The sequence below is a fragment of the Shewanella sp. VK101 genome (genome assembly GCF_056497865.1).
In genome coordinates this window covers 3688992-3714337 of record NZ_CM151402.1, presented here as the reverse complement: position 1 = coordinate 3714337, position 25346 = coordinate 3688992, and the positions used below count along the sequence as shown (strand labels likewise).

23 protein-coding genes and 6 tRNA genes are annotated in these 25346 nt (G+C 53.1%); 13 read left to right on the top strand and 16 right to left on the bottom strand.

What is annotated here, in order from left to right:
- From ACSHSR_RS16615 to ACSHSR_RS16575, 9 genes are all read right to left on the bottom strand, one after another.
- On the bottom strand, positions 1 to 672 hold the full coding sequence (locus ACSHSR_RS16615) for an iron-containing redox enzyme family protein (RefSeq protein WP_345855842.1): 672 nt from the start codon (positions 670 to 672) through the stop codon (positions 1 to 3).
- The gene (locus tag ACSHSR_RS16610) at positions 672 to 2303 is read right to left on the bottom strand and encodes an AMP-binding protein (protein WP_479630959.1); all 1632 of its coding nucleotides are present in this window, start codon (positions 2301 to 2303) and stop codon (positions 672 to 674) included. Before ACSHSR_RS16610 ends, ACSHSR_RS16615 begins: the two co-directional genes overlap by 1 nt.
- The gene (locus tag ACSHSR_RS16605) at positions 2300 to 3019 is read right to left on the bottom strand and encodes a thermostable hemolysin (RefSeq protein WP_208192014.1); all 720 of its coding nucleotides are present in this window, start codon (positions 3017 to 3019) and stop codon (positions 2300 to 2302) included. The genes ACSHSR_RS16610 and ACSHSR_RS16605 overlap by 4 nt, the downstream gene beginning before the upstream one ends.
- A gap of 112 nt (positions 3020 to 3131) precedes the next feature.
- On the bottom strand, positions 3132 to 4685 hold the full coding sequence (lnt, locus tag ACSHSR_RS16600) for an apolipoprotein N-acyltransferase (RefSeq protein WP_479630958.1): 1554 nt from the start codon (positions 4683 to 4685) through the stop codon (positions 3132 to 3134).
- Complete coding sequence (gene corC, locus ACSHSR_RS16595; RefSeq protein ID WP_025011682.1) at positions 4682 to 5563, bottom strand: CNNM family magnesium/cobalt transport protein CorC; 882 nt, start codon at positions 5561 to 5563, stop codon at positions 4682 to 4684. The genes lnt and corC overlap by 4 nt, the downstream gene beginning before the upstream one ends.
- A gap of 32 nt (positions 5564 to 5595) precedes the next feature.
- Positions 5596 to 6057, bottom strand: a complete 462-nt coding sequence (ybeY, locus tag ACSHSR_RS16590; protein WP_479630957.1) for an rRNA maturation RNase YbeY — start codon at positions 6055 to 6057, stop codon at positions 5596 to 5598.
- Entirely contained in the window at positions 6047 to 7093 is a 1047-nt protein-coding gene (locus ACSHSR_RS16585) for a PhoH family protein (protein ID WP_025011683.1), read from the bottom strand. Before ACSHSR_RS16585 ends, ybeY begins: the two co-directional genes overlap by 11 nt.
- A gap of 129 nt (positions 7094 to 7222) precedes the next feature.
- Positions 7223 to 8647 (bottom strand): tRNA (N6-isopentenyl adenosine(37)-C2)-methylthiotransferase MiaB, encoded by a 1425-nt coding sequence (gene miaB, locus ACSHSR_RS16580; protein WP_025011684.1) that lies wholly within the window; start codon positions 8645 to 8647, stop codon positions 7223 to 7225.
- A 97-nt stretch (positions 8648 to 8744) separates the two neighbouring features.
- Positions 8745 to 9068: a hypothetical protein gene (locus ACSHSR_RS16575; protein WP_144165677.1), complete on the bottom strand. Its 324-nt coding sequence runs from the start codon at positions 9066 to 9068 to the stop codon at positions 8745 to 8747.
- A 152-nt stretch (positions 9069 to 9220) separates the two neighbouring features.
- Between ACSHSR_RS16575 and ACSHSR_RS16570 the strand changes: the two genes are divergently transcribed.
- From ACSHSR_RS16570 to ACSHSR_RS16525, 10 genes are all read left to right on the top strand, one after another.
- The gene (locus ACSHSR_RS16570; RefSeq protein ID WP_345886713.1) at positions 9221 to 10489 is read left to right on the top strand and encodes an FAD-dependent oxidoreductase; all 1269 of its coding nucleotides are present in this window, start codon (positions 9221 to 9223) and stop codon (positions 10487 to 10489) included.
- 192 nt (positions 10490 to 10681) lie between these two features.
- Complete coding sequence (gene pth / locus ACSHSR_RS16565; RefSeq protein ID WP_025011686.1) at positions 10682 to 11269, top strand: aminoacyl-tRNA hydrolase; 588 nt, start codon at positions 10682 to 10684, stop codon at positions 11267 to 11269.
- 85 nt (positions 11270 to 11354) lie between these two features.
- Positions 11355 to 12446, top strand: coding sequence for a redox-regulated ATPase YchF (gene ychF, locus ACSHSR_RS16560; RefSeq protein ID WP_025011687.1), 1092 nt, complete (start codon positions 11355 to 11357; stop codon positions 12444 to 12446).
- Positions 12447 to 12621: 175 nt separating this feature from the next.
- Positions 12622 to 12698 (top strand) — tRNA-Met (locus tag ACSHSR_RS16555).
- A gap of 32 nt (positions 12699 to 12730) precedes the next feature.
- Positions 12731 to 12815: transfer RNA gene (locus ACSHSR_RS16550), tRNA-Leu, on the top strand.
- Positions 12816 to 12850: 35 nt separating this feature from the next.
- A tRNA-Gln gene (locus tag ACSHSR_RS16545) sits at positions 12851 to 12925 on the top strand.
- A gap of 20 nt (positions 12926 to 12945) precedes the next feature.
- Positions 12946 to 13020, top strand: a tRNA-Gln gene (locus tag ACSHSR_RS16540).
- A 25-nt stretch (positions 13021 to 13045) separates the two neighbouring features.
- A tRNA-Met gene (locus tag ACSHSR_RS16535) sits at positions 13046 to 13122 on the top strand.
- A 67-nt stretch (positions 13123 to 13189) separates the two neighbouring features.
- A tRNA-Gln gene (locus tag ACSHSR_RS16530) sits at positions 13190 to 13264 on the top strand.
- A gap of 287 nt (positions 13265 to 13551) precedes the next feature.
- Positions 13552 to 14568 carry an IS110 family RNA-guided transposase gene (locus tag ACSHSR_RS16525; RefSeq protein ID WP_039034405.1) on the top strand — a complete coding sequence of 339 codons (1017 nt, stop codon included), beginning with the start codon at positions 13552 to 13554 and terminating at the stop codon, positions 14566 to 14568.
- Positions 14569 to 14920: 352 nt separating this feature from the next.
- Here the strand turns inward: ACSHSR_RS16525 and ACSHSR_RS16520 are convergent, their stop codons facing one another.
- The 3 genes from ACSHSR_RS16520 to ACSHSR_RS16510 form a co-directional block, all read right to left on the bottom strand.
- On the bottom strand, positions 14921 to 15334 hold the full coding sequence (locus tag ACSHSR_RS16520) for a hypothetical protein (RefSeq protein ID WP_479630956.1): 414 nt from the start codon (positions 15332 to 15334) through the stop codon (positions 14921 to 14923).
- Positions 15331 to 15789 carry a hypothetical protein gene (locus ACSHSR_RS16515; protein WP_101095937.1) on the bottom strand — a complete coding sequence of 153 codons (459 nt, stop codon included), beginning with the start codon at positions 15787 to 15789 and terminating at the stop codon, positions 15331 to 15333. Before ACSHSR_RS16515 ends, ACSHSR_RS16520 begins: the two co-directional genes overlap by 4 nt.
- A gap of 94 nt (positions 15790 to 15883) precedes the next feature.
- Positions 15884 to 17017 carry a pyridoxal phosphate-dependent aminotransferase gene (locus ACSHSR_RS16510; RefSeq protein ID WP_479630955.1) on the bottom strand — a complete coding sequence of 378 codons (1134 nt, stop codon included), beginning with the start codon at positions 17015 to 17017 and terminating at the stop codon, positions 15884 to 15886.
- A gap of 2872 nt (positions 17018 to 19889) precedes the next feature.
- Between ACSHSR_RS16510 and ACSHSR_RS16505 the strand changes: the two genes are divergently transcribed.
- A complete protein-coding gene (locus ACSHSR_RS16505) occupies positions 19890 to 20234 on the top strand; it encodes a hypothetical protein (RefSeq protein WP_071237174.1) in 345 nt (114 codons plus the stop codon).
- A gap of 219 nt (positions 20235 to 20453) precedes the next feature.
- On the opposite strand, the gene ACSHSR_RS16500 is transcribed toward ACSHSR_RS16505, so the two are convergent.
- Positions 20454 to 20633 (bottom strand): hypothetical protein, encoded by a 180-nt coding sequence (locus tag ACSHSR_RS16500; RefSeq protein ID WP_054745922.1) that lies wholly within the window; start codon positions 20631 to 20633, stop codon positions 20454 to 20456.
- 135 nt (positions 20634 to 20768) lie between these two features.
- Here ACSHSR_RS16500 and ACSHSR_RS16495 point away from each other — a divergent pair, with 135 nt between their 5' ends.
- Positions 20769 to 21185: a hypothetical protein gene (locus tag ACSHSR_RS16495; RefSeq protein ID WP_479630954.1), complete on the top strand. Its 417-nt coding sequence runs from the start codon at positions 20769 to 20771 to the stop codon at positions 21183 to 21185.
- Positions 21182 to 21745: a hypothetical protein gene (locus tag ACSHSR_RS16490; protein ID WP_107110515.1), complete on the top strand. Its 564-nt coding sequence runs from the start codon at positions 21182 to 21184 to the stop codon at positions 21743 to 21745. The genes ACSHSR_RS16495 and ACSHSR_RS16490 overlap by 4 nt, the downstream gene beginning before the upstream one ends.
- 850 nt (positions 21746 to 22595) lie before the next feature.
- On the opposite strand, the gene ACSHSR_RS16485 is transcribed toward ACSHSR_RS16490, so the two are convergent.
- From ACSHSR_RS16485 to lolB, 3 genes are all read right to left on the bottom strand, one after another.
- Positions 22596 to 23543 carry a ribose-phosphate pyrophosphokinase gene (locus tag ACSHSR_RS16485; RefSeq protein WP_028779717.1) on the bottom strand — a complete coding sequence of 316 codons (948 nt, stop codon included), beginning with the start codon at positions 23541 to 23543 and terminating at the stop codon, positions 22596 to 22598.
- A 79-nt stretch (positions 23544 to 23622) separates the two neighbouring features.
- On the bottom strand, positions 23623 to 24501 hold the full coding sequence (gene ispE / locus ACSHSR_RS16480; RefSeq protein WP_345872984.1) for a 4-(cytidine 5'-diphospho)-2-C-methyl-D-erythritol kinase: 879 nt from the start codon (positions 24499 to 24501) through the stop codon (positions 23623 to 23625).
- On the bottom strand, positions 24498 to 25169 hold the full coding sequence (gene lolB, locus ACSHSR_RS16475; protein ID WP_479630953.1) for a lipoprotein insertase outer membrane protein LolB: 672 nt from the start codon (positions 25167 to 25169) through the stop codon (positions 24498 to 24500). The genes ispE and lolB overlap by 4 nt, the downstream gene beginning before the upstream one ends.
- Positions 25170 to 25346 lie beyond the last annotated feature (177 nt).

Genomic DNA, 25346 nt, shown 5'->3' with positions numbered 1-25346 from the left:
TCAGGAGGCCAGCGCGAAGGCCTGGGCCGGCGCCAGCTCGCGGAATATATTGCCGTAGAGGCGGTAGAAGTTGTTGGCGGCGTGAATGATCAAGGCCTGTTCTTCGGGATCCTCAATCCGGTTCATCAGCCCCTCAAAGAAATGGATATGTTGCTTGTCCAGCTCGCCGTGAGACTTGAGATAACTGAAGGCTGAATCCGGCAACCCCAGGCGCGATTGCACTTTCTCGGCTGCCAGCAGCGCCAGATTAATGCTGGTGCCTTCCAGAACATTGACCATGCCGAAAAAGCCCAGCGGACTTACCCGATTCACCATGTCGTAGGCGTAAGCCACCATGACCTCTGTGGCAAACAGCGGCGTGCTGCGTCTGGCCTTTTCCTTGTCAAAACCGCAGGCGGCTATGTCATTGAGGATCCACTCCTGGTGGCCTTGCTCCTCTTCGATATACTCGGCTACCGCCACCCTGAGCCATTCCTTGCTTTCCGGCAGTCTGGCGCCTGTGGCCATGAGCAGCGGCGAAGTGTGCTTCACATGGTGATAGGCCTGGTGCAGGAAGGCGACATATTCCTCCAGGCTTATCTCTCCTTGCAGACATTTGCCTATGATGGGACTGGCCAGCAGATACTCGCGTCCGCTCTGGGTTGCTTGTTGTAATTGGTCGTAGAAATTCATTATAGGGCTTCCTCAAGATATGGGGTTTCAGATAGATAGAGCTGTTCTATCTGAGCGGCCAGGGCGCTCAGCAGTGAGGCACGCTTGACCCTGCCATTGGCTGTGGTGTGAGGCTTGAGCTCGGTTTCATTCAGTCTTATCCAGCGTTTGATCCTGGCGTAGTCGGGCAGTGTGGCATTGACCGCATCCAGCCAGACCTGGAGCTGCTCATTGCTGACTTGGTGCGGAGCGCACAGCAGCGCGCTGAGCCAGGGTTTGGCGTCGCCAAGCACCATACACTGACTCAGCAGCGGTCTGGCCATCAGCGCCGACTCCACCCACTCAGGGCTGATATTGCGGCCAAAGGAGCTGATAAGCAGATGCTTGCGGCGCCCGTTAATGGTGAGCACACCTTTATCGAGTTGGCCAAGGTCGCCGGTGGCGATTTCTCCCTGACCCCAAGTCTCGGGTTGGCCGAGATACCCCAGGTGACTGGCGCCGCCGACATGGATTTCGCCGCCGCGAATGGTCACTTTGCAGTGAGGCAACACAGTGCCGGCAAAGCCGGGAGTGTCTTTATCCGGGGTGTTGAGCGCCACGACAGAGCCGCATTCCGACAGGCCGTAACCTTCATAAACCGGCAATCCAAGCTCCCTGGCCCGCAGCAGCAACTCGGGGGCGACCTTGCCGCCACCAACGGCGACAAAGCGCAGTGAGTTTGGCGCTTGCCAACCTTGTTCACAGGCACCGACCAGCAGTGTCAATAACTGAGGAATGAGGATCATGCTGCTCGGCTGCGCTTGGCTTATGGTTTGCAGCAGCGCCCGGCTGTCGAGTCTCGAGCTGCCATGCATGCCGCGCGCTTTATCCGAGGGCAGCAGCACAGTGCCGCCGCACAGCAAGGGGCTGTAGATACCGGCGATGTTTTCCAGCAAGGTGCTCAAGGGCAACAGACAAAGATGCCTGGGGCTGGGCAGGGCCGTGACTGTGGCAAGCGATTCGGCCACCCGCCATTGATGCTCGCTGCTGAGACACACCCCCTTGGGGTTACCGGTAGAGCCTGAGGTAAAGGTAATTTTGGCTGTGCCCTGTGGGACTTGTGGAAAAGCCGCCGTTTTCTCGGCGCAAGTGCTCTGTTGGCCCGGATGTCCGTTGCAGAGGTGTTCGTCAGATAGCTGTTCGTCGTATAACTGCCTGCCGTATAAATGCCAGCCGTATAGATTGCAGCCCAGTTCACTGAGACCTTGGTAAGGCGCGAAACCCTTTGGCAAACAAGGTTGAATTTGTGGGCTTTCGCTCAGTACCAGCTCAACCGAGGTTTGTTCAAGGCAGTTTGCCAACTGCTCTTGGGAGAAAAACAGCGGCAAGGGCAGGCAAAGAACTCCCGCCTGCTGACAGGCGAGATCCAGTATCGCCCACTGCGCACTGTTGCCGGCATGCAGTGCCAGGCTGCGGATATTCAGGCGTTTGAGGAAATCACTATAGCGGCGGATTTCTGCTTTCAGTTCAAGGTAGCTGAGTTGCCGCCCAGCATCGCTAAGGGCAATGGCCTGATCTTCGCCGTTGAGTTTGCCCAGGACATCCCAATCAAGGTTTGTTCCGGCGCCTGACTCAGAGGTATTGACTTGGTTTAACTGAGGCGATGGAGTCATAGGCTTGGCTCCCGGGTTCTTGCATAAGCCAATTCGGCCGCCATGGTGCTGATATCCGATTCGTGCCTTTGTGCCAGTCGTCTCAAGCGGGGACTGGTTTCTATCACCTCTTGGGCGAGGCGCAGATCGCCAATCATGACTCTGGGGTTGTTGCGGTAGTAATTGCCCCAGATGGCGCTGTCACCTTCCAGTCGCTCAGGATCGGCGCTGCACAGCAGCATGGGCGAAAAGCCCAGTAGTCTCATCAGCGCCTCCACCTGCTCTGTGACGGTAAAGACCATATACTCAAAACCGGCTCTGGCCAGAGTAGCTGCAAGCAGTACCAGCAGCAGTGGCCCTGAACTCTTATTGGTCAGTGCCAGATTGCCCACCTCTACCAAGGAAGCCCTGTCCACCGGGCGTTTGGTCAGCAGCGCCACTTGCTGCTCTATAGGATCCTTGAGATATTGCTCCAGAAACAAGGGGTAGTAACAACCGGCTCTGAGGCCGAAGGCACCCTGAGGCTGCCCCTTCATGCTCAGCTGCAGTAAGAAAGGCAAAAATTCCTTGAGCTTGGCACCATGCACCTGAAAGTACTTGGCGGCGATATAGTCTTCGACCTCAGTGCGGCCCTCTGCCTGTTCATGGAACAGGTGACACTCGGGAAGCGAATGAGGTGGGTTGGCAGAGCTTGGGACGTCCTTTTCCAGGGCAGACAGGGGAAACTGCTTGACCATAGAGATACTCCGGATCTGTTAACCAGTATCCAGAGCCTAGAAAAGCAGTCTTAAGAATTACTTATGTGTTCATTAATTTTTTATCAATTAGATAAAAATCAATTGGTTGCTCTTAGCTTTTATCGTTCTTTCGCCGTTTGGGGCAATACAACAGCCCCAAAAGCAGCAGCAAGCCACTCAGCCCCAGTACCGGCCATTGACCGACCCGGCTGAACAGGGTCTGGCCCTCGACCAGCGGCACTTCAGCCGTGAGTACGCCCTCGACAAACTGCGGCAGTTTGGCACTGATATTGCCAAATTCATCCACTACGGCGGTGACACCATTGTTGGTGGCCCGCAGCAGAGGCCGGCCCAACTCGGCCGAGCGCATCTGGGCTATCTCCATGTGTTGCAGTGGGCCATTGGACTCACCGAACCAGGCATCGTTGGAGACGGTCAGCAACACCTGGGTATCCTCGGCGACGTTGGCCCTGAGTTGCTCGGGGAAAGCTATTTCATAACAGATAGCCGGTGCCAGGGTATGACCCAGCGCCGTCAAATTGTTTTGCTGATAACTGCCTCTGGCAAACGAGGACATGGGCAGGTTGAAAAAGGGCGCCAGGGGCCGCAGCAGCGACTCCATGGGCACAAACTCGCCTATGGGCAGCAGGTGATGTTTGCGGAACTGGTTGTTGCCAGCTGCGCTATAGTCGGCGCTGTCCTGCTGTTTCTGATGATGATTCCCCAGCACGATCAGCGAGTTGTAGAAGTCGCCATTTCGCTGGCTGATGATACCTGTGATGATGGCGGCATCCCGCAGATTGGCAACTTTGTTGGCGTTGTCGAGAAACTCGGCCACCATGCTTTCCGGGGCCGGTATCGCTGCCTCGGGCCAGATCACCAGGTCTCTGTCCAGATGCGGGCGGGAGAGATCCATATATTTGAGCATAGTCGGCCAGAGCGCGTCCGGATCCCACTTCATGCTCTGGGGGATATTGCCCTGCACCAGCGCCACGCTGAGGGTCTCACCGGTACGCTCAACCGTTGAAAATCGCGGCGCCTGCCATACAAACAGGGCAAGTAGCGCCGAGCTCACCACCAGGCTGAGCCAGCGGCGTTTGAGCAGCAGTACCAGGCTTGCTGCCAGCAGCGCCACCGTAAAACTGAGCCCCAAAGTGCCTATCATTGAGGCCAGCGGCTTCAAGGGGCCCGAGGTTTGGCTATAGCCGCCCCAGAGCCAGGGAAAGCCGGTGAGCACCCAGCCCCGCAACCATTCACACAGAGTCCAGAGCGCCGGAAACAGCCCCAGCAGTTGCCAGTTATGACGCTTGGGCGCCAGTCGGGCCAGCAGGGCACCGGCCAGCGCCGGATACAAGGCCAGATAGAGGGCCAACAGGGCCATCAGGCCTATGGAAGCAATCAGCGGCAAGCCACCGAATCTGTCCATGCTGACATGCACCCAGCTGATCCCGAAGGCGAAGGCGCCAAAGCCAAAGCTGAGCCAATAGCCAAAACTGGCCTTGGGGGAAAGCTTGTCAGTGTGCCAAAGGCCAAAGGCCAGCGCCAGCGGGTAGATGGGCCAGAGATCGTAGGGGGCAAAGGAAAGTGCCGTACTGGCACCGGCCAAAAAGGCCAGTACCAGACGCAGCTTGGGGTGGCGTTGTAGCGCCGCTAATGTGGACTTCACTGGTCGTTACTGTCTTCAGTATCGTTGGGATCGGGCAGTTTCACCCTGAGTTGCAATAAACGGCGGGTATCGGCACTGATGACTTTAAATTCAATGCCGTCGATGACGATCTTCTCGTTGCGCTCCGGCAGGTGGCCGAAGGCGTGGGACACCAAGCCGCCGACTGTATCGAACTCTTCATCACTGAAATGGGTGTTGAAGGTTTCGTTGAAATCTTCAATCTCGGTCAGAGCCTTGACCATGTAAACCCGGTTACCGGCTTTACGGATCTCAGACTCGTCGCTGTTGTCGTGATCGAACTCATCTTCGATATCACCGACAATCTCTTCGAGAATATCTTCAATGGTGACCAGGCCGGAAACACCACCGTATTCATCGACCACTATCGCCATATGGTAGCGTTGGGAACGGAACTCTTTGAGCAGCACATCCACTCTCTTGCTCTCGGGCACCACAACGGCCGGGCGGATCACTTTTTCCAGTGAGAAGGGTTCTTCACTGTTGTTGAAGCCGTACTTCAGCAGATCTTTGGCCAGCAGTATGCCTTCGATATGGTCTTTGTCTTCATTGACCACAGGAAAGCGGGAATGAGCAGAGTTGATGACAGTGTTGAGCAGTTCCTCAACAGAGTCATTGAATTGGATGGCGACAATCTGCGCTCTGGGGATCATTATGTCCCTTACACGCAAATCAGATACCTCTAAAACACCTTTTATCATCTCGCGGGTATCTTCTGTGATGAGCTCACGCTGCTCGGCATCGTGGATCACCTCAACCAGATCTTCGCGATTTTGAGGTTCGCCCTGGAATAACTGGCTTACTCGGTCAAACCAGCCTTTCTTATGGGCGCTGGTACTCGGGGGGATATCGTCACTCATAGTGTTCTTCATGACAGGGCGAACCCTGGCAATTATTGCTCCTTGTATGGGTCAGTAAAACCTAAGCTTTCAATAAGTTGGGTCTCTAGCGACTCCATTTCTTCGGCTTCGGCATCTTCGATGTGATCATAACCTAGCAGATGCAGGCAACCGTGCACAACCATATGTGCCCAGTGCGCCTGTAGCGGTTTATGCTGTTCACGGGCTTCATTTTCAACGACTGAAACGCAAATGACAAGATCCCCGAGTAATGGCAGGGTTATTCCAGGTGGCGCTTCAAACGGAAATGACAGCACATTGGTGGGCTTGTCTTTGCCGCGATAGTCCCGGTTCAACTGCTGGCTCTCTTCACTGTTCACCAGGCGTATGGTCAGCTCGGCCTGCTCCATACTATTGCCTATGGCAGTACGGGCCCAGAGCTCGAAATCGCTCTGGGATGGCAGGTTTTGCGCTTCTGTGGCCAGTTGCAGGTCCAGCTGCAGATCAAGACTCATGGGCGCCGGCCTCTGTCAGTTGATATTGGCTGTCGCGTTGGGCCTTGGCCGCCTGCTGGCGCTGATCGTGTGCTTCATAAGCTTCCACTATGCGGGCCACTACCGGGTGGCGCACCACATCCTGGGCCTGGAAGAAGTTGAAGCTGATCTCTTCCACTTCGCTCAGTACTTCAATGGCGTGGCGCAGGCCTGACTTGGCGTTGCGCGGCAGATCTATCTGGGTAATGTCACCGGTGATCACCGCCTTGGAGTTGAAGCCGATACGGGTGAGGAACATCTTCATCTGTTCCACCGTGGTATTTTGGCTCTCATCGAGAATGATAAAGGCATCGTTGAGGGTGCGGCCACGCATATAGGCCAGCGGCGCGACCTCGATAACATTGCGTTCTATCAGTCGCTCGACCTTCTCAAACCCGAGCATCTCAAACAGGGCGTCATACAGAGGCCTGAGGTAAGGGTCTACCTTCTGGCTCAGATCGCCGGGCAGGAACCCCAGCTTCTCACCGGCTTCCACCGCAGGGCGGGTCAGCAGAATGCGGCGGATCTCCTGACGCTCCAGCGCATCCACGGCGGCGGCAACGGCCAGATAGGTCTTGCCGGTACCGGCGGGGCCTATGCCGAAGGTGATGTCATGGCGCACTATGTTGGCCACATATTGGGTCTGGTTGGGATTGCGCGGCTTAATCACCCCTTTGCGGGTCTTGATATAGTGCTCTTTGGGTTCTGCACCGCTGTCGTCAGCTTCCAGGGCAATGGCTTCCTGAATGGCGATATGCACCTGCTCGGGCTCCAGATCCGGGGTCGAGCCTTTTACCGGCGCGGTTTCGACATAGAGCTGTTTCAGCAGGTTGTTGGCCGTGAGGCAGTTACGCGGCTGGCCGACAATCTGAAAATGGTTGTTGCGGTAGCTTATCTCGACGCCCACCCGGCGCTCGAGCTGCTTGATATTGTCATCGAACGGACCACACAGAGACGCCAGACGGCGGCTGTCGGCCGGTTCGAGATACAGATTCATGGTGGTTAATTTGTGAGACAAACAAAAACTCCTGTTGATGTCATCTTTGATCAGTTTACGAGCGTGAAGGCATAAATGCTAACGGAAAATCGAGCCTAAAATAAAACGGCCCGGGTCCGAAGAGCCGGGCCGCCGTGGAAGTCTCGGCGCTTACGGGGTGAACTGAGTCACGCCCAGGGTATCTTCCTGATTATGCTTGGCCAGAATATCACTGGGGCGCAGGCTCTTGCGCAAGTCCATCTCATCTTCACCGCGAACAAACTTGCCGCGCAGCGAGTTGGTGTAGACATCGACGATTTCCACGTCCACGAAGCTGCCTATGTGCTTGGGCTGGCCTTCGAAGTTGACCACCCGGTTGTTTTCGGTGCGGCCGCGCAGCTCCATGGGGTTCTTGACCGATGGGCCTTCCACCAGAATACGCTGCACTGTGCCCAGCATCTGGCGGCTGTAGCGCTGCGCTTGTTGGGTGATCCTGTCCTGCAGAATTGCCAGACGCTGCTTTTTCTCTTCCATATCCACATCATCCGGCAAGTCGGCCGCCGGGGTGCCGGGACGGGCACTGTAGATAAAGCTGAAGCTGTGGTCGAAGCCCACTTCTTCAATCAGCTTCATGGTGTCGGCAAAATCTTCTTTGCTTTCGCCGGGGAAGCCGATGATAAAGTCGGAGCTTATCTGAATATCCGGCCGCGCCTTGCGCAGACGGCGAATGATAGACTTGTACTCAATTGCCATATGGCCGCGCTTCATCTGGGTCAGTATGCGGTCTGAACCCGATTGCACCGGCAGGTGCAGGAAGCTGACCAGCTCAGGAGTGTCTTCATAGACATCGATAATGTCCTGGGTGAACTCTATCGGGTGGCTGGTGGTAAAGCGGATGCGGTCGATACCGTCGATGGCGGCCACATAACGCAGCAGCTCGGCAAAGCTGCAAATTTCGTCATCATGGGTCAGGCCGCGATAGGCGTTAACGTTTTGCCCCAGCAGGTTGACTTCACGCACCCCTTGCTCGGCCAGTTGAGCGATTTCCAGGATGATGTCATCCAGTGGTCGGCTGACTTCCTCGCCGCGGGTATAGGGCACCACGCAGAAAGAGCAGTACTTGCTGCAGCCTTCCATGATGGAGACAAAGGCGGTGGGGCCTTCGGCGCGGGGCTCGGGCAGACGGTCGAACTTCTCGATTTCCGGGAAGCTGACGTCAATCACCGCCTGGTCGCCGCTGCGAACCTGGTTGATCATCTCTGGCAGACGGTGCAGGGTTTGGGGGCCGAAGATAATATCCACGCACTGGGCGCGTTCTTTTATCGCCTTGCCTTCCTGCGAAGCCACACAACCACCCACGCCAATGATCAGCTCAGGATTCTTGTCTTTGAGTGTTTTCCAGCGGCCCAGCTGATGGAATACCTTTTCCTGCGCTTTTTCACGAATAGAACAGGTATTGAGCAGCAGAATATCTGCCTCATCAGCCTCTTCAGTCAGGGTGTAGCCCTGAAATTCGTTTAACAGATCGGCCATCTTGGATGAGTCGTACTCATTCATCTGACAGCCCCAGGTTTTAATATGGAGTTTTTTACTCATCAGTTTTGCGTCGCTCTTCGGAACCACTTAAAAAATAGCGCGCCATTTTACCTGCTGTTAAGTCCGCTGACCAGCTTTTGAACGCCAGGGCTGAGAATTACTCTGGTTGCTGCAATACCCTTTCAAGCTGTGCGGGTAAACGGTTGGCGGCCACCTGAATATTTTGCTGCTGGTAGAACTGCTCGGCCATCTCCAGGTTGCTGCCACGGGCCTGGGCATAGATGTCCTCCAACACATCCAAATGAAAGCCGGCCATGGTTTCCGTGATTTGTTGATATAGGGCATAATTCAGCGACGAGCGATAGGTTACAGTTATCACTTCCATCTGGTCTGCCGTGGTGGCGGCCAGAACATGACCAGAAGTAAAGGCAGCCGGAACGATAAGGGCTGCGGCTATCAGGCTGCTGGTAAGTTTGCGCATGGTATCCTCACTTGTTGATGTCGATAACCGCATATGCGGTGTTTGCCATGACAGATACTGCTTGGACACTCAGAGGCTAGCCTAAGGTTGCCAAGGCTCGTGTGTCGGCTTGTAAGCAGGTGTTTCAGGAGAGCCGGCAGCAACATTTGCTCATGATTGAAGCCAAAACAGTTACCATTGAACACAACTCTGTGGCCGAGGCGGCAGAGAAGAGAGACAGCAGGAAAGGCATAGTGACAGAACAACATGAGACCAAGGATATCGTCATCATAGGTGGCGGTATGGTGGGCGCGGCGACGGCGCTGGGGTTGGCCAAACTCGGGCTGGAAGTGGCGCTGGTGGAGGCCTTTGAACCCGAGGCCTTCGATGCCTCGCAACCTCTGGATGTCAGGGTCTCGGCCATCAGTGCGGCATCGGAGGCGCTACTCGAGCGCCTGGGAGCATTCGATACTCTGCTCGGAATGCGCCATGTGGCTTATCGTGGCCTGGAAACCTGGGAAATGGAAGGCTGCATTACCCGTTTCCATGCCAGTCAGATCAAGGCCGAGCGTCTCGGCCACATAGTGGAAAACCGTTTGGTGCAGCTGGCACTGTGGCAGGAATTCGACAACTACCCCAATCTGACCCTCTGCTGCCCGGCCCGGGTCGGGCGCATGGTGCGCTCCAGCGTGGGGATAGAGGTGAGTCTGGACGATGGCCGGGTGTTTGATGCCCGTTTGCTGGTGGGGGCCGATGGTGCCAACTCCAGAGTGCGTCAATGGGCCGGAATTGGTATCAGTGGTTGGGATTATTCCCAGTCCTGTATGTTGATCAATATCGCCACCGAGTGCGATGAGCAGGATGTGACCTGGCAACAGTTTACTCCGCAAGGGCCGCGCTCCTTGCTGCCATTGCCGGGCAAAAATGCGTCCTTGGTTTGGTATGACGATGCCAAACAAGTTCGCAGTTTGATGCAGCTCAGCGACAGCCAACTGAAGCAGGCGATCATCAATCACTTCCCGGATAGGCTGGATCCCCATTTCGAAGTGTTGGCCAAGGGCAGTTTCCCGCTGACCCGGCGCCATGCGCAGCAATACTACCGCGACAATCTGGTGATCCTGGGGGATGCGGCTCACACCATTAACCCGCTGGCGGGGCAGGGGGTTAACCTGGGCTTTAAAGACGTCGAAGCCTTGATAGCGACAATAACCCAGGCGCTGGAGAAGGGCGAAGACTGGTCAAAGGCCACAGTGCTTGAAGGGTTCCAAAAGCAGCGTTGGTTTGACAATCAGTTGATGATGACCGGTATGGATCTCTTCTATGCCGGTTTCAGTAACGATCTGCTGCCACTTAAACTGTTGCGTAACGCCGGGCTCAAGCTGGCGGATATCAATACCCCGGTCAAGCAGCAAGTGCTCAAGTATGCGCTGGGGCTGAGATAACCCCGGTCGATTTGTTGATTGTCGCAAGAGAGTGCTAAAATGCCGCGTTTTTACAAGAATGCGGCATTTTTCATTGGCTTTCACGCAGTGTTTGGGCCTGTAACGGCCAAGCTTCAAGAGCGGTGAATATGTGCCTGGCCTTGTCCGGCCTTCGCAGAACTTCTCGTTGAATAAACAGACTGATAGAGACTGATGACAGAGATTAAACTTATCGTCGGGCTGGCCAATCCCGGCGCCGAGTATGCCCAGACCCGCCATAATGCCGGCGCCTGGTATGTGCAGGAGCTGGCCAGAGGTTGCGGTGCCCAGCTCAGTGCCGACAGCAAGTATTTTGGCCTGACTGCCAGAGTTACGCTCAAGGGCCGCGATGTGCGCCTGCTGATCCCTTCCACTTATATGAACCTGAGTGGCAAGTCGGTGGCGGCATTGGCGAACTTCTTCCGTATTCAACCGGAGGAGATTTTGGTGGCCCACGATGAGCTGGACATGCCGCCGGGCGTGGCCAAGTTCAAGCTTGGCGGTGGTCATGGCGGCCATAACGGCCTTAAGGATATTATTGCCAAGCTGGGCAACAACAAGAATTTTTATCGTCTGCGGATTGGCATAGGTCACCCCGGGGACAAGAACAAAGTCAGCGGCTATGTGCTTGGCAAGGCGCCGAGTACTGAGCAGTCGCTGATAGATGCCGCGGTAGATGAAGCGGTGCGCGCCACTGATATCCTCTTTGCCGAGGATATGACCAAGGCGATGCACAGGCTGCACTCCTTTAAAGCGGTCTAAGATTATCCAGGCGTCTGACGCCTGTTTCATTATCCTGTCCGGGGCCGAGTGCGCCGGACTCAAATTAGAGAGAAAGGTAAACATCATGGGTTTTAAATGCGGCATCGTTGGTCTGCCAAACGTCGGTAAGTCAACTCTGTTCAATGCGTTAACCAAGGCTGGCATCGAAGCGGCAAACTTTCCCTTCTGTACCATAGAACCCAACACAGGTGTGGTGCCAGTGCCGGATGCTCGTCTGGACGCCCTGGCTGAAATCGTTAAGCCTGAGCGGGTACTGCCTACCACCATGGAGTTTGTGGACATTGCCGGTCTGGTTGCCGGGGCATCCAAGGGCGAAGGTCTGGGTAACAAGTTCCTGGCCAACATCCGTGAAACCGATGCTATCGGCCATGTGGTACGTTGCTTCGAGAACGACAATATTGTTCACGTGGCCAACAAGGTTGACCCGGCCGGTGATATTGAAGTGATCAATACCGAACTGGCACTGGCGGATCTCGACAGTGTTGAGCGTGCCATACTGCGTCAGCAAAAGCGCGCCAAGGGTGGTGATAAAGACGCCAAATTTGAAGTCGAAGTACTGGAAAAACTCAAGCCGGTACTGGACGAAGGCCATATGCTGCGCACCCTGGATTTGAGCAAAGAGGAGCTGGAAGCCGTGGCTTACCTGAACCTGCTGACGCTCAAGCCAACCATGTATATTGCCAACGTTTCTGAAGATGGCTTCGACAATAACCCGCATCTGGATACAGTGCGCGCCATTGCCGAAAAAGAAAATGCCGTGGTGGTGCCTGTGTGCGCCGCTATTGAGTCAGATCTGGCGGAAATGGATGAGGAAGAGCGTAGCGAGTTCCTCGAAGAGCTGGGCCTGGAAGAGCCAGGGCTTGATCGGGTGATCCGCGCCGGTTACGAACTGCTGACACTGCAAACCTACTTTACTGCCGGGGTGAAAGAAGTCCGTGCCTGGACTGTGACTGTCGGTTCTACCGCACCGCAGGCGGCCGGTAAAATTCACACCGACTTTGAGCGCGGCTTTATTCGGGCTCAGGTTATGGCCTATGATGACTTTGTTCAGTTCAAGGGCGAAGCCGGTTGTAAGGAAGCGGGTAAGCTGCGGGTGGAAGGAAAAACCTATATCGTCAAAGACGGCGACGTGATGCACTTCCTGTTTAACGTATAAAGCGACTCTAAATGGGCGATAGAACACGGATTTGCGTATCTGTTGCCCAGTTTGATGGGTTTATAGGCAAACAGCTGGGGCGGCGGGATTTAGCCTAAAAAAGCTGTTGACCTGAATAACCTGAATAAGCATAATACGCCCCGTTCCTCGGCACGGGGAACAACAAAGTTATCGTGGCTATGTAGCTCAGCTGGTTAGAGCACAGCACTCATAATGCTGGGGTCGCAGGTTCAAGTCCCGCCATAGCTACCATCCTTCTTGGGATGTCAAAAACAAGAGACACTGCGGGAGTGGTGAAATTGGTAGACACGCCAGATTTAGGTTCTGGTGCCGCAAGGTGTGAGAGTTCAAGTCTCTCCTCCCGTACCATATTTGTCTCTTATTGAACTAACTTTGATTATTGGTGGGGTATCGCCAAGCGGTAAGGCACCGGGTTTTGATCCCGGCATTCCCAGGTTCGAATCCTGGTACCCCAGCCATCTTTACCAAGTTTATATATTGGGGTATCGCCAAGCGGTAAGGCACCGGGTTTTGATCCCGGCATTCCCAGGTTCGAATCCTGGTACCCCAGCCATAAACGCTAAAGAGAAAAATACAGTGGCTATGTAGCTCAGCTGGTTAGAGCACAGCACTCATAATGCTGGGGTCGCAGGTTCAAGTCCCGCCATAGCTACCATGTTTCTTTAGCAGCATACTTGGTCTTCACGAGTCTTAAGATTCGTATCGGTAAACACCGACCCTGATGGGGTATCGCCAAGCGGTAAGGCACCGGGTTTTGATCCCGGCATTCCCAGGTTCGAATCCTGGTACCCCAGCCATATTCAACAAAAGAGCCCGTCATAGACGGGCTCTTTTGTATCTGTTTTTCATCGCTTGAACTTGTCTGCTATTGGGCTATTGGGCTATTGGCGCATCGGCCGGGATCCCGGCTATTTCGCACCGGCGATCCTGCGACATGGCGAGAGTTGCCGGCGAGAGTTACGTAGCAGCGCTCTTCCGAACGCCAGCCAAGGATAATGGAATGGACCCATCCCCTTTTAACCGGCCTCGCAATGGGCCACGATGAAGTTTGTTGAAAGTCATCTGGAAAGAGGATGGGTCCACTATGAAGATTACAACCATCGGTTTGGATATCGCAAAGTTGGTGTTCCACGCTGTTGCGGTCAACAAAGCAGGTAAGCTGGTGCGCAAGAAAATGCTTAAACGAAAAGAAGTACTCGGTTTTTTCGCTAAGTTGGAACCTTGCCTGGTCGCGATTGAAGCCTGTGGTGGCGCTCACTATTGGAACAGGGAAATTACTGCCCTTGGTCATCAGGTTAAGTTGATCCCTCCTCAATATGTCATTCCCTATCGGCAGGGAAATAAAAATGACTACAACGATGCCCTTGCCATAGCGGAGGCGGCTCAGCGACCAAACATGCGCTTCGTGCCCGCCAAATCTATCGAACAACAAGATGTGCAGATGTTGCACAGGGTTCGTGAGCGACTCACACAGCAAACCACCGCCTTGGTGAATCAGGTTCGAGGCATGTTGGCCGAATATGGCATCGTGCTGGCAAAGGGAAAAACGGCCTTTCGCAGTCAATTGCCCGACATTTTGGAAGACGGTGAGAATGCACTCACAGCCAAAGGTCGAGCGATTTTCCATGGACTGTATAATGAGTTTGTCGAACTTGAGAACAGGCTGAAAGGGTGTGAAAAGCAGGTATTGCAGGAAAATGCTGATAATCCTATCTGCCAACGATTAGGCACCGTCTTGGGGGTTGGTCCTGTCACTGCGACGGCATTTTATGCCGCTGTTGGGGAGGGGAAGGCATTTCACAATGGCCGCCATTTTTCAGCTTGGTGCGGTCTGGTGCCCAGGCAGCACAGCAGTGGCGGCAAGGATAATCTGCTGGGGATCAGTAAGCGAGGCAATGCCTATCTACGAACCTTGTTCATTCATGGTGCCAGGTCCATTTTGCGTCACTGCGAGCACAAAACCGATAAGCTCAGCCTGTGGGCGAAGGCCCTCGTGGAGCGTCGAGGCTTTAATCGCGCCTGCGTTGCAGTAGCCAACAAGCTTGCCAGAATTGCCTGGGTCATAGCGGCCAAAGAAGAAACGTATCGGCCGGCGACATGAAGCTTATAAATCAGGTTGTGAAGTAAGATAATGCCAACCTATCACCAAGTTGCGGTGACAATTGATTTGATGATGAGACAGTCAGACTGTTCTACTTAAAACCTGTTGAATCCATAGGCTCATCGTGAAGCCGCAAGGATGATGAGGAAAGTAGAAGCACATATCCATCAGGGCCAGAGATTTAACTCAGTAACAGGCCGAATATATGGGTGCAATGAACTCTTCTCAAATTGAAATCAAATGTCTTGCAAACGGGATGGGTCCATATATGGATACAGTTCCGCCTGTGCCTGTAAACTAGTGCCAAGATTTCACCGATCCAGAGTCATACCTGCCTTGAGCTATCAAGCTTCTACTCGACTTTCAGCTTCTGTCGCAGACTCTCATCTCTGGCGGCCTTGGTGACTTCGAGAGCGATATTGCGCCTGAGGCGAATTAACCAACTGTCGATTTTGGCTTGGTCCATTTTGCAATCGCAGCGGCTGGAGAGCAGGCTAAGCTGCAGTTCCTGTTGCTGCCGTGCTACTTCTACTTCGACCGTGTATCCCTTGTAGTTATTGAGCCGGGCGAGCCAGGTGCCATCTGCGGCAGTTTCCAGTTCCCAGCTATCCCGGGTAACGGCCCGCTGCAACATGGCGGGGATATCCTGCACATAGCCACCTGTGGGTACTGAGTTTTGCCAGCGTTGCAATTGATATTCAGTCTCGGCGGAAGCCGGGTTCAGCCACAACAGATTCAGCAGCAGCGGCAGTAGTATTCGTTTCATGATTTTTTCAGCTCCTGGGCGATGGAGAGACGCAGATTCTTGATGTAGTTGTAATAGCCGCGGCCATTCTTGTAGCAGATATCATCAATCAGCTTCTTGCAGACAAAATCCCCCAGGGCGGCGTGGTATTTAAGCTGAATATAGTTGGCGTCGTATTCAATACGCATCACATTAGTGTCGCCGCGATAGTCGAAACGGGCCAGGATATAGCCCTCACCTTCGCCCTCGTATACCCAGGCAAAGCCCTTGGTGCTGAGCATACCTTCGAGAATGGCATAACGAACCTGGGCCTCACTGGCTCCCGCTACCGGGATCTCTTGATGAACGGCTTCGATATAGCGGTTTGAGGATTTGGGCTTGGCATTTTTGTTGATGACCAGCTCGCCGGGGGCGGCTTGCAACGACAGGGAGAAACCGAGGGCGAATAACGCCCCCAGAATGGATTGGACTTGCATATCAGAATCCTTCTGAAAAAGGCTGCGAAAGTCCGAGTCTAGCGAAAAGCCAAGGCACTTGAAAGAGCGCTTGAAACAGCATTTGAAAGAGAAATTAGAGCAAACCTTCCAAACGCAGACGTTGCATCTCTTTGGCAACTTGTTGCATCTGCATTGGTGTGCCCAAGGTCAAGCGATTCCAGCCTTCAAGCCCAGAGAAGGTACGGCCTACCAGAATGCCGGCCTGCTGCATCCGCTTGCGATAGTCTTCATTATTGCCCTTGATGCGGTGGAAAATAAAACTGGCGTTGAGTGGCAGATAGTCGAGCCCCAACTGTTTGAGCGTGGCAATGATAATGGCACCGGCCTCCAAGTTGTTGCTGCGGGTCTGCGCCAGCCAGGCGCTGTCATTCAACACTGCTGCCGCCCCATAGAGGGCAAACAGGTTGGCGTTGTCAAAACTCGCCTGGGCCTGCATGGCGGCTATCATTTCCGGAGCGGCAATGGCATAGCCAGCCCTCAGTCCCGCCATTCCCCATGCTTTGGAGAACGTCTTGGTCAGCACTGTGTGTTTCTGGCCATTTTGGATGAATGGCAGCGCGGATTGGAAATCGCTACCGGCATACTCGCCGTAGGCCTCATCAATAATAAACTGCAGCTCGGGACTGGCCTTGGCCAGCCACTGTGCAACCGGCGCCTTGGGCAGCAAGAGGCCGGTTGGGTTGTTGGGGTTACACAGATAGACAATGGAAGGGCCAGGATGTGCGGCCACGGCGGCTTGCATGGCGGCGATATCGGTTTGCAGCTCGGCGGTCAGCGGCACTTCTGTTACCTTGAGCCCCCGGGCCTTGGCATAGTCGGCCACTATGTCAAAGGTAGGTTTGGGCATCACCAACTGGCAGTGAGCGCTGGCCAAGGCATCTATGGCGAACTTGAGTACTTCGGAAGAGCCATTGCCGTAGATGAGCTGTTCCTGACTGATACCGTGATAGCTTGCCAGGCGCTTGAGCAAGGCCTGACGGGCACTGTCGGGGTACAGGTGCGCCTCGCCCATATGCTGCATAATGGCTTCCCGGGCGCTGCTTGGCATCCCCAGCGGGTTTTCATTGAAGTTCAGCGCCAGGGGCCCCTTGGAGGCAGTAGCTTGGGCCTGCTCTTGGGAAGATAAAGAAAAATTACTGCAGCCACTGAGCCCCAGTGCGGTACCGGCTAAACCGGCCTGAATAAAATGCCTACGACTTAATTGCATGTTTATTATGATGTTCTGGATAAGAGGGCGCTCAGTCTACCCAGAGGAGGAGAGAAAATAAATGAATTTTTATTCATTATTTGAAGCTTGTTATTCTTTGGGTTTTAGTTGCTAGGACCAAGTTCATTGGTAAGTTTTGGCTTAAAGCCATAAATAGCCGCTGTGCCAGCGGCGTAAAGTCGTGGTGTTCCACACCACACCGGGCAAGGGGCTTTGCTTGTCCAAAGCCCCTTGCATCCCCAAGGACACCCCGACGTAGCCGAAATCCCCGCTGGCTTATGAAGCAAATTGGCTACACTCAGGACTCGCCAAATGCTTCCATGCATAACGGCCAGCTCGCCTTCCTTGGCTCGCGCTCATGCACTTGTTGCTTCGCAACATTCGCCTTGCTCGACCTTCAAGCCTCGACATCCCTGTCTCGGCTACGCCAATTTACAACAACGCCAGCGGCGGCTCCGAAGGGGGAATTGGTGCAATTCTGTTAGTACCGAGTAGCTTGAAACATCTGAAGAGTTTGCAGACATACACCTATTTTCCAGGCACATGTGGGACTGTGACCTTTCGAGCCAGGGAAGGTGAGGCAGAGCTTACAGGGACGTACTCGCAGCGAGTCACAGGATCGCCTGTGCGAAAGGCGCACCGCAGGTGATGGGTTACAACTTAGCTAGCCGCTAGGAGCAGTTCATTGGTAAGTTTTGGCTTCAAGCCATAAATAGCCGCTGTGCCAGCGGCGTAAAGTCGTGGTGTTCCACACCACACCGGGCAAGGGGCTTTGCTTGTCCAAAGCCCCTTGCATCCCCAAGGACACCCCCGACGTAGCCGAAATCCCCGCTGGCTTATGAAGCAAATTGGCTACACTCAGGACTCGCCAAATGCTTCCATGCATAACGGCCAGCTCGCCTTCCTTGGCTCGCGCTCATGCACTTGTTGCTTCGCAACATTCGCCTTGCTCGACCTTCAAGCCTCGACATCCCTGTCTCGGCTACGCCAATTTACAACAACGCCAGCGGCGGCTCCGAAGGGGGAATTGGTGCAATTCTGTTAGTACCGAGTAGCTTGAAACATCTGAAGAGTTTACAGACATACACCTATTTTCCAGGCACAGGTGGAACTGTGACCTTCCGAGCCAGGGATGGCGAGGCAGAGCTTACAGGGACGTACTCGCAGCGTGTCACAGAATCGCCTGTGCGAAAGGCGCACCGCAGGTGATGGGTTACAACTTAGCTAGCCGCTAGGAGCAAGTTCATTGGTAAGTTTTGGCTTAAAGCCATAAATAGCCGCTGTGTCAGCGGCTTAAAGTCGTGGTGTTCCACACCACACCGGGCAAGGGGCTTTGCATGTCCAAAGCCCCTTGCATCCCCAAGGACAAACCGACGTAGCCGAAATCCCCGCTGCCTTATGAAGCAAATTGGCTACACTCAGGACTCGCCAAATGCATCCATGCATAAGGGCCAGCTCGCCTTCCTTGGCTCGTGCTCATAAGCTTGTTGCTTCGCAACATTCGCCTTGCTCGACCTTCGAGCCTCGACATCCCTGTCTCGGCTACGCCAATTTGCAACAATGCCAGCGGCGGCTCCGAAGGGGGAATTGGTGCAATTCTGTTAGCACTGAGTAGCCTGAAACATCTGAAATGTCTGCAGACATACACCTATTTCCAGGCACAGGCGGAACTGTGACCGTCGAAAACAGGGACGTTTTCGTCGAGGCTACATGGACGTATTCACGCCGTGTCACAGTATCGCCTGTGCGAAAGGCGCACCGCAGGTGATTGGCTACACCGTGGCCGGAAGCTCGGCCAGTACTAACTTAGGAGCTTTTAGCTGGAAGCTATGATAGCCGCTGTTCCAGCGGCTTAAAGTCGTGTCGTTTTGGGTTTCCAACCCAGTCAATTCTGTTGTAAAAACAAACTAAATCAGGGTTTTGTTGCCTTTGTCAAAACTTGACCTTTGGCTAATTGTTTTCAAATTCAGTACTGGCTATTGTATAACCAATTCAATCGCTTAGCTTTAGCACTTCCTTAAGCTTAAGGTTGGAGGTAGTAGCATTTTTCCTTTTTCAGCGGAATGCAGGGACGAACAGAGTTTGGACCCGTGCGGTAGCCATGGCTTTACTTAACGCTTTTTGTAGGGCCCTTGGTTGTTCGGCTTGAAGTGCTCATGACAAGCACCTCATAACTGATTTTTATACAGTATTATTGACGTTCTGGACAACATGTCGGAAATTTGCGCGTTATTTCTGTAACATTTTAGAAAATTTTATTAAATTCATAAAGTTAAAAATACAGCTGGTAGATAATAGGTTTAGAAACCGCGCATGCGCGTTGGGCTGCAAGGGATATTTGGATTAAACTCTATTATATCCAGCTAATACAAACAGATAGCGATACGCGTTTACACTCCTCCGAGGACTAAAACGCGCATGCGCACTATACAGCTGTTAGCTTTACGGAGTAATTCGACCTGCATCGCATATGGAAATTGGAAAAAGGCAGCCCATTGCTTCGTGTGTTTGTGTGGCAAAATTTACCACAGAGGCAACTTAGAACTTTGATTCACAGGTTTGCTACCAAAGAAGCTGCAAAGTTAAAGCAAGGCAGCTCTGAGTTTTATGTTTGGCGTGTGCGCAGACTCAAAGCCGTTGCAGTTTTCGAGAAACGATTTGGCGGCGTACCGGCTATTTTCAAAATGCGTAAAATGACCGTTTTAAAGTCATATTACATAAATAACGGTGTTTACTTGTGGCCAACATCAACATTAATTACCACAAAATAAACAAAGCTAACAAACCGCGTCATTCGGGGCCTGCGGCCCCTGCGACGCTCACAAGCTCGCGCGCATGCGCGGGGCGTTATGTTTCGACAGGGATCGAGTAAATGAAGCTTATTGGAAGTAAAATGGAAAGTGACTTCCGTGAAGAGTTGATCCGATCCAACGAGGCGCTTCAAGCCCGTGATTCCAAGTTAAGAATGGCACTAGAGTCTGAAGGTCATGACTACATAAATTCTTATGTTCTGCATTACGTCCCTGAGCAGCTCGAAGACCTATACACAGTGTTGGTAGGTGGGACTTACGTAGTTGACGTAGAAATCGATAAGTACGATGGCTCTAAGAGCACAATAGCACAGAGACACGAGCTAAAGTCTTATCTGCTTAGGCTAAGTAGAATGAATCAAGTTAGGTTGGCGGTTGCGCAGGACTTGGCATGTTCAAAAACATAACAAACAAAGGCAGCATCGCCCTGCGGGCTGGACGCGCTAACGCGCGCCGCTGCTTGGGGCGTTGATATGATTCCCTTTGTCAAATAGGTAAAAGAGTCCTTACCGGAGACCCAAAAAATCTTCGGTAAGGACACTCTGACAGTCGGACTTTGGCGAGTAAGTGTCGGCGGTTGACCTTGCACTCTTTTGAATAGAACCGCGCGAGTTTGGTTATTCGCATTACTTGTGTTCGCCACATGAGCCTTGCTGATTTTTAATGAGTTTATCAAATAAACGCAGGTTGGTTGGGATTGTGCCATGGTAATGCACAGTCTCAGCAGACTTATCAGAAACCCAGGCCACGTCAGTGGTCTCCTTGTGTACGTCCAACCCGATAAAAAGTGTGTTAGCTTTAGACATGTCGGCCTCCTGTGATTGTTTGCCTATTGGATCAACAAACAGTGTGGCTCTGGTTTAACTAATCCACGAGAAAACACGGAGGCCGACACCTGCACAGGGAATCATTATGTCTAGCTGTATCAAGGAAAGGTTCACGTGCGAACAAACGTAAGATTCCGAACAGAAAAATTTAAGCTTCCTCAAAATGAGGGGGAGCCTTTCTCCTCAACTGAATTGGCGGACTGGCTTGTTGGAAGGTTCCACGAAGAGTTTAATCTTGATTATCTTGATGAAGATCGTTATTGCATACTATTTGTAGGAGATCCTGTTGAGGTTAAGTTAGAAGGTGCTTGCGGTTACGTTGAGAGTAATGTTTGGCAGGTTTTAATGCATTTAAAACCGTCATTTATTGATCGGCTGCTAAAGCGCTCCTTGCCTACCGATATACATAGAAATTTTCTTATTTTATTAGACGAGTGTCTGCAATCTGATCCAGAAATTGCTGATATAGAGTGGTATGAAGAGGACTCAAGATTGCAGGAGTTTAATCATGGAACACATGCAGTTCCATGAATAATCAGCTAACAAGAAAAGGCAGCATTGCCCTGCGGGCTGGACGCGCTAATGCGCGCCGCTGCTTTTGGCGTTATGATAAAACCATGAATCGATTACTTGCCATATTTTTACTCCCTATCGCGCTGCCCTCATTTGCATCGCCGGGTATTACTGAACAGGAAATCACACCTGAGAATGCTAAGGGGCTGGGTTTCTCAGTAACTATCGAAGTTTCCTCTGAAGCAACGTCTATCAAATTAGTTGGCCCAAAAAGCATTAAGAGCAACTGCACACCCGCACGTAGCGGCAACGCTCTGACGGGCGCACTTGGCGATGAACTAATAGTCTATCAGACCAATTTAGAAGCTGGCGATTCAGGGCCAATAGCATTTGGGTACTTTACTCAAAAGAATACGAATATGAGTGTTTGGTTAGATTACTTCTGTCCGCCTGGACATGAGCTTGAGAGCCGTAGGTTTATTATCCCGTCGGTGGCAAAGTATCTCATAACAAGTCAATCAACTTCGCGCCTATCGGCGCCGGACAGCCTACGCTACGCTTCCGCTGTCGGTTATTGAGGCGTTATAGGGCTTGGGTATGTGGAGGCACATAATAGCATCTAGCATCCAATCAGCTTTCGTAGGAGCTTTGCTTCTAATAATCGTTAGCTTGCCTTTGTATGGCGGGGCAGCAACTATTTTTGGTCTCATTGCTTTCCCTATAGCTTTCGTTATTTGTCTATTGTTGGCGTATCCATTAATTCGCTTGTGGCTATTTTACTCATGGTCAAACTGGGTTAGCTTCGTCGTTTATATTCTGGCAGGCTTTGTTTTGGGCTTTTTTACTCCGGTCGTTATTTTTGGTATTTCGGGCACAGAGTTTAGTTTTAAGTCCATTACCTTTCTTAGTATTTATGGCGGGTTAGGTCTTGTTTGTTCCGTGTCAGCGTGGAGCTATGTGCGTAAAAATGTCGCCTTATAACAAGTTGCTCAAGTACACTCCGGCCGCAAAAAGCGCGGCCTCCGCGGGACAGCCTACACTGCGTTTCGGTTGCCCCTTAGCAAAGCGCTGGATGATCCCCTCATAATTCTGGCCTCCCAAAGGTGTTAACCAGTTTAAGAAATTCACCCCAAGCCCAGCAAAAATGCGATTCTTTGATTGAGTATTCCGGACGTCGTCTCTCGGAATTGAAACATATCAACGGCCAGCTCACCGTCCCTGGCTCGCGCTCGAAAGCATGTTGCTGCGCAACTCTCGCCGTGTCACAGTTCCGCCTGTGCGAGATGGCCGTTCTCGAATATCCTGCTCTTCACGGCATTCAGGCTTCCAGCCAATCCACACTGCAGCTGATGGGCCATATAATGGCAACCCAGATATCAAGCATAAAAAAACGCACCCTAAGGTGCGTTTCTTGTTTAACATGTTAGCTTAGTGCTGGAACATGGCAGAGATAGATTCTTCATTGCTGACGCGGCGGATAGCCTCGGCCAGTACGGCTGACATGGTCAGCTGGCTCACTTTGCCTGTCTTGAGCATTTCTGGGCTCAAAGGCACAGTGTCAGTCACTATGACTTCGTCAATCACTGAATTCACTATGTTGCTGGCGGCATTGCCGGAGAATACCGGGTGGGTCGCATAAGCAAAGACGCGGTTGGCGCCGTGTTCTTTCAGGGCTTCAGCAGCCTTACACAGAGTGCCACCTGTGTCGATCATGTCATCAACTATGATGCAGTCACGGCCTTGAACGTCACCTATGATGTGCATTACCTGAGCCACGTTGGCCTGTGGGCGACGCTTATCGATGATCGCCAGATCTGAGTCGTCGAGCAGCTTGGCTACGGCGCGGGCGCGAACAACACCACCGATATCGGGGGAAACAACAACCGGGTTGTCCAGTTTCTTGGCCAGCATATCTTCCAGCAGCACTGGGCTACCGAAGACGTTGTCTACCGGTACATCGAAGAAGCCCTGGATCTGCTCGGCGTGCAGGTCACAGGTCAGTACTCTGTCGACACCCACGCTGGAGAGGAAATCGGCAACCACTTTGGCGGTAATGGGTACACGGGCACTGCGGACACGACGGTCCTGACGGGCATAACCAAAGTAAGGGATAACGGCTGTGATACGGCCGGCTGAAGCGCGGCGCAGGGCATCAACCATTACGATCAACTCCATCAGGTTGTCGTTGGTTGGTGCGCAGGTGGACTGAATGATAAACACATCAGCACCACGTACATTTTCGTTTATCTGGACACTGATTTCACCATCGCTGAAACGGCCTACCTCTGCGTCTCCGAGTTTACAAAAAAGACGGTCGGCTATCTTTTTGGCGAGACTGGGGGTAGCGTTCCCAGCAAAGAGCTTGATGTCGGGCACTGTAAGAACCTCAGGCGTTTGCTTTATTTTAGTGGCTGGGACAAAAAACGGCGGACCGCTTCATCCCGGAAGAAACTGTTCAGAGGCGAGCCAGTCGACTCTGAAGCGGCGATCTATTTATCCCTTTGGCAACAAAGCCTTTGAAAGATGGTGGCAGCTGTGCCAGACAATCGAGAGCTTGTTGCTGTTTTTCGAACTCCCCGAACACGCAGGCACCGGTTCCGGTCATTCTGGACGGCGCATATTCTAGCAGCCAGCCCAAGGCCTTGGCAACTTGAGGGTAATGGCGACATACCAGCGCCTGACAGTCGTTTTGCCAAGGGGCGCTCAGCAGTTGCTCCAGAGAGAGCTTGGGAGTATCTCTTGGTAAATCAGGATCATGGAACACTTTTTCAGTGGAGACATGGGCCTCGGGAACCAGCACCAGATACCAAGGTTCGGCCGGTTCCACCGGCTGAAGTTTTTCGCCGACCCCTTCGGCAAAGGCCGCCAAACCCTTAATGAAAACAGGAACATCAGCGCCGAGTTTTAAACCAATTTGCTCAAGTTCGGTTTCACTCAGGCCGGTTTGCCATAGGGCGTTGAGGGCTACCAGAGTGGTGGCCGCGTCCGACGAGCCGCCCCCCAGACCGCCGCCCATGGGCAGTTTCTTGTCGAGCCAGATCTCGGCCCCCAGTTCACAACCGCTGGCTTGCTGCAATGATTTTGCGGCCTTGAGAATTAAGTTATCGCTATCCGGGACAGCAGCGCCGAGATTGGAGTGAAGTTTGAGCTCGCCATTGACGGTGATTTTAAAGTCCAACAGGTCACCATGGTCGAGAAACTGAAACAGGGTCTGCAGTTCATGGTAGCCATCTTCCCGGCGACCATTGATATGCAAAAACAGATTAAGCTTGGCCGGGGCCGGCCAGCCAAGCGAAAGACTATTGGGTTTGGATGTTTGGTCTAGAGGACTCATGGCTGCTGGCTTTCCTTGGTGGTGAGTGTGCTCTGGGCTTCGAGTGCCTGCCACTCGGTTAACTGGATCTTGAGTTCGAGCGCGCCGCGATTGAGTTTAAGAAGGCGCGGAATATCGGCACCGCTTTGTTGCTGCCAGTTGAGATACTTCACCTGCCACGGAGGGCTGACGCTGCCATCTTCCAGGCTCTGGGGTTTGCCGTCATTGTCTGTGAGCACGAGTTCAGTGTCGGCGGCGCTGAGGCCAAGCACCCAGCGGGGCAGGGCGTTAAGGGGTATGCTCCAACTGCTGAGGCCATCGAGTAAACGCTGTGGGTCTCGGTCGCGATAGATTTCACCATCCAACTCCAGTAAGGCGCCGTCCGGGCCACTTTTCAGCAGCATCACACTGGTGCCCAACATGGTGGTGAGTCTCAGCTCTTCTGTCGTTGGGGTGTGCAGCCAATAAAGATTGGTGCTGAATTTTTCCTCGGGAGTTTTTACCGCCAGCTTGCCTTTCAGCTCCCAGGCCTTGGCTTGCTCTGCGTGCTTGACTTGAGTCGCCTGCCAGCGGGCATCGGGCAGGCTGCTACAGGCGCTGAGCAGGCCAAGGAGCAACAGGGGCAACAGCAGACGCAGGGCCGACAGAGGTGTAAAACAGGTTTTTGTGAAGTACTTCAAAATAATCATCTGTTGTTCACTGTGTTGGCCGCCTATGATACGAGGGCTTTGGCAGAATACCAATAAGCGCCGACCCCTGTGGTGTCGCCCTTGTGGCTTTTGCCAGCGCCTGTTCAGCTTAATTGATAAATTGGTTGAGAAGTTAGACCTTTATTCGGTTTTGTTAAGCGTATTCTGTTTTTAAGG

Bases quoted from the DNA above. Each gene is read 5' to 3' on its own strand.
- ACSHSR_RS16615 (WP_345855842.1), bottom strand. From the start codon at position 672: ATGAATTTCTACGACCAATTACAACAAGCAACCCAGAGCGGACGCGAG.
- ACSHSR_RS16610 (WP_479630959.1), bottom strand. From the start codon at position 2,303: ATGACTCCATCGCCTCAGTTAAACCAAGTCAATACCTCTGAGTCAGGC.
- ACSHSR_RS16605 (WP_208192014.1), bottom strand. From the start codon at position 3,019: ATGGTCAAGCAGTTTCCCCTGTCTGCCCTGGAAAAGGACGTCCCAAGC.
- corC (WP_025011682.1), bottom strand. From the start codon at position 5,563: ATGAGTGACGATATCCCCCCGAGTACCAGCGCCCATAAGAAAGGCTGG.
- ybeY (WP_479630957.1), bottom strand. From the start codon at position 6,057: ATGAGTCTTGATCTGCAGCTGGACCTGCAACTGGCCACAGAAGCGCAA.
- miaB (WP_025011684.1), bottom strand. From the start codon at position 8,647: ATGAGTAAAAAACTCCATATTAAAACCTGGGGCTGTCAGATGAATGAG.
- ACSHSR_RS16575 (WP_144165677.1), bottom strand. From the start codon at position 9,068: ATGCGCAAACTTACCAGCAGCCTGATAGCCGCAGCCCTTATCGTTCCG.
- ACSHSR_RS16570 (WP_345886713.1), top strand. From the start codon at position 9,221: ATGATTGAAGCCAAAACAGTTACCATTGAACACAACTCTGTGGCCGAG.
- pth (WP_025011686.1), top strand. From the start codon at position 10,682: ATGACAGAGATTAAACTTATCGTCGGGCTGGCCAATCCCGGCGCCGAG.
- ychF (WP_025011687.1), top strand. From the start codon at position 11,355: ATGGGTTTTAAATGCGGCATCGTTGGTCTGCCAAACGTCGGTAAGTCA.
- ACSHSR_RS16525 (WP_039034405.1), top strand. From the start codon at position 13,552: ATGAAGATTACAACCATCGGTTTGGATATCGCAAAGTTGGTGTTCCAC.
- ACSHSR_RS16520 (WP_479630956.1), bottom strand. From the start codon at position 15,334: ATGAAACGAATACTACTGCCGCTGCTGCTGAATCTGTTGTGGCTGAAC.
- ACSHSR_RS16515 (WP_101095937.1), bottom strand. From the start codon at position 15,789: ATGCAAGTCCAATCCATTCTGGGGGCGTTATTCGCCCTCGGTTTCTCC.
- ACSHSR_RS16510 (WP_479630955.1), bottom strand. From the start codon at position 17,017: ATGCAATTAAGTCGTAGGCATTTTATTCAGGCCGGTTTAGCCGGTACC.
- ACSHSR_RS16505 (WP_071237174.1), top strand. From the start codon at position 19,890: ATGAAGCTTATTGGAAGTAAAATGGAAAGTGACTTCCGTGAAGAGTTG.
- ACSHSR_RS16500 (WP_054745922.1), bottom strand. From the start codon at position 20,633: ATGTCTAAAGCTAACACACTTTTTATCGGGTTGGACGTACACAAGGAG.
- ACSHSR_RS16490 (WP_107110515.1), top strand. From the start codon at position 21,182: ATGAATAATCAGCTAACAAGAAAAGGCAGCATTGCCCTGCGGGCTGGA.
- ispE (WP_345872984.1), bottom strand. From the start codon at position 24,501: ATGAGTCCTCTAGACCAAACATCCAAACCCAATAGTCTTTCGCTTGGC.
- lolB (WP_479630953.1), bottom strand. From the start codon at position 25,169: ATGATTATTTTGAAGTACTTCACAAAAACCTGTTTTACACCTCTGTCG.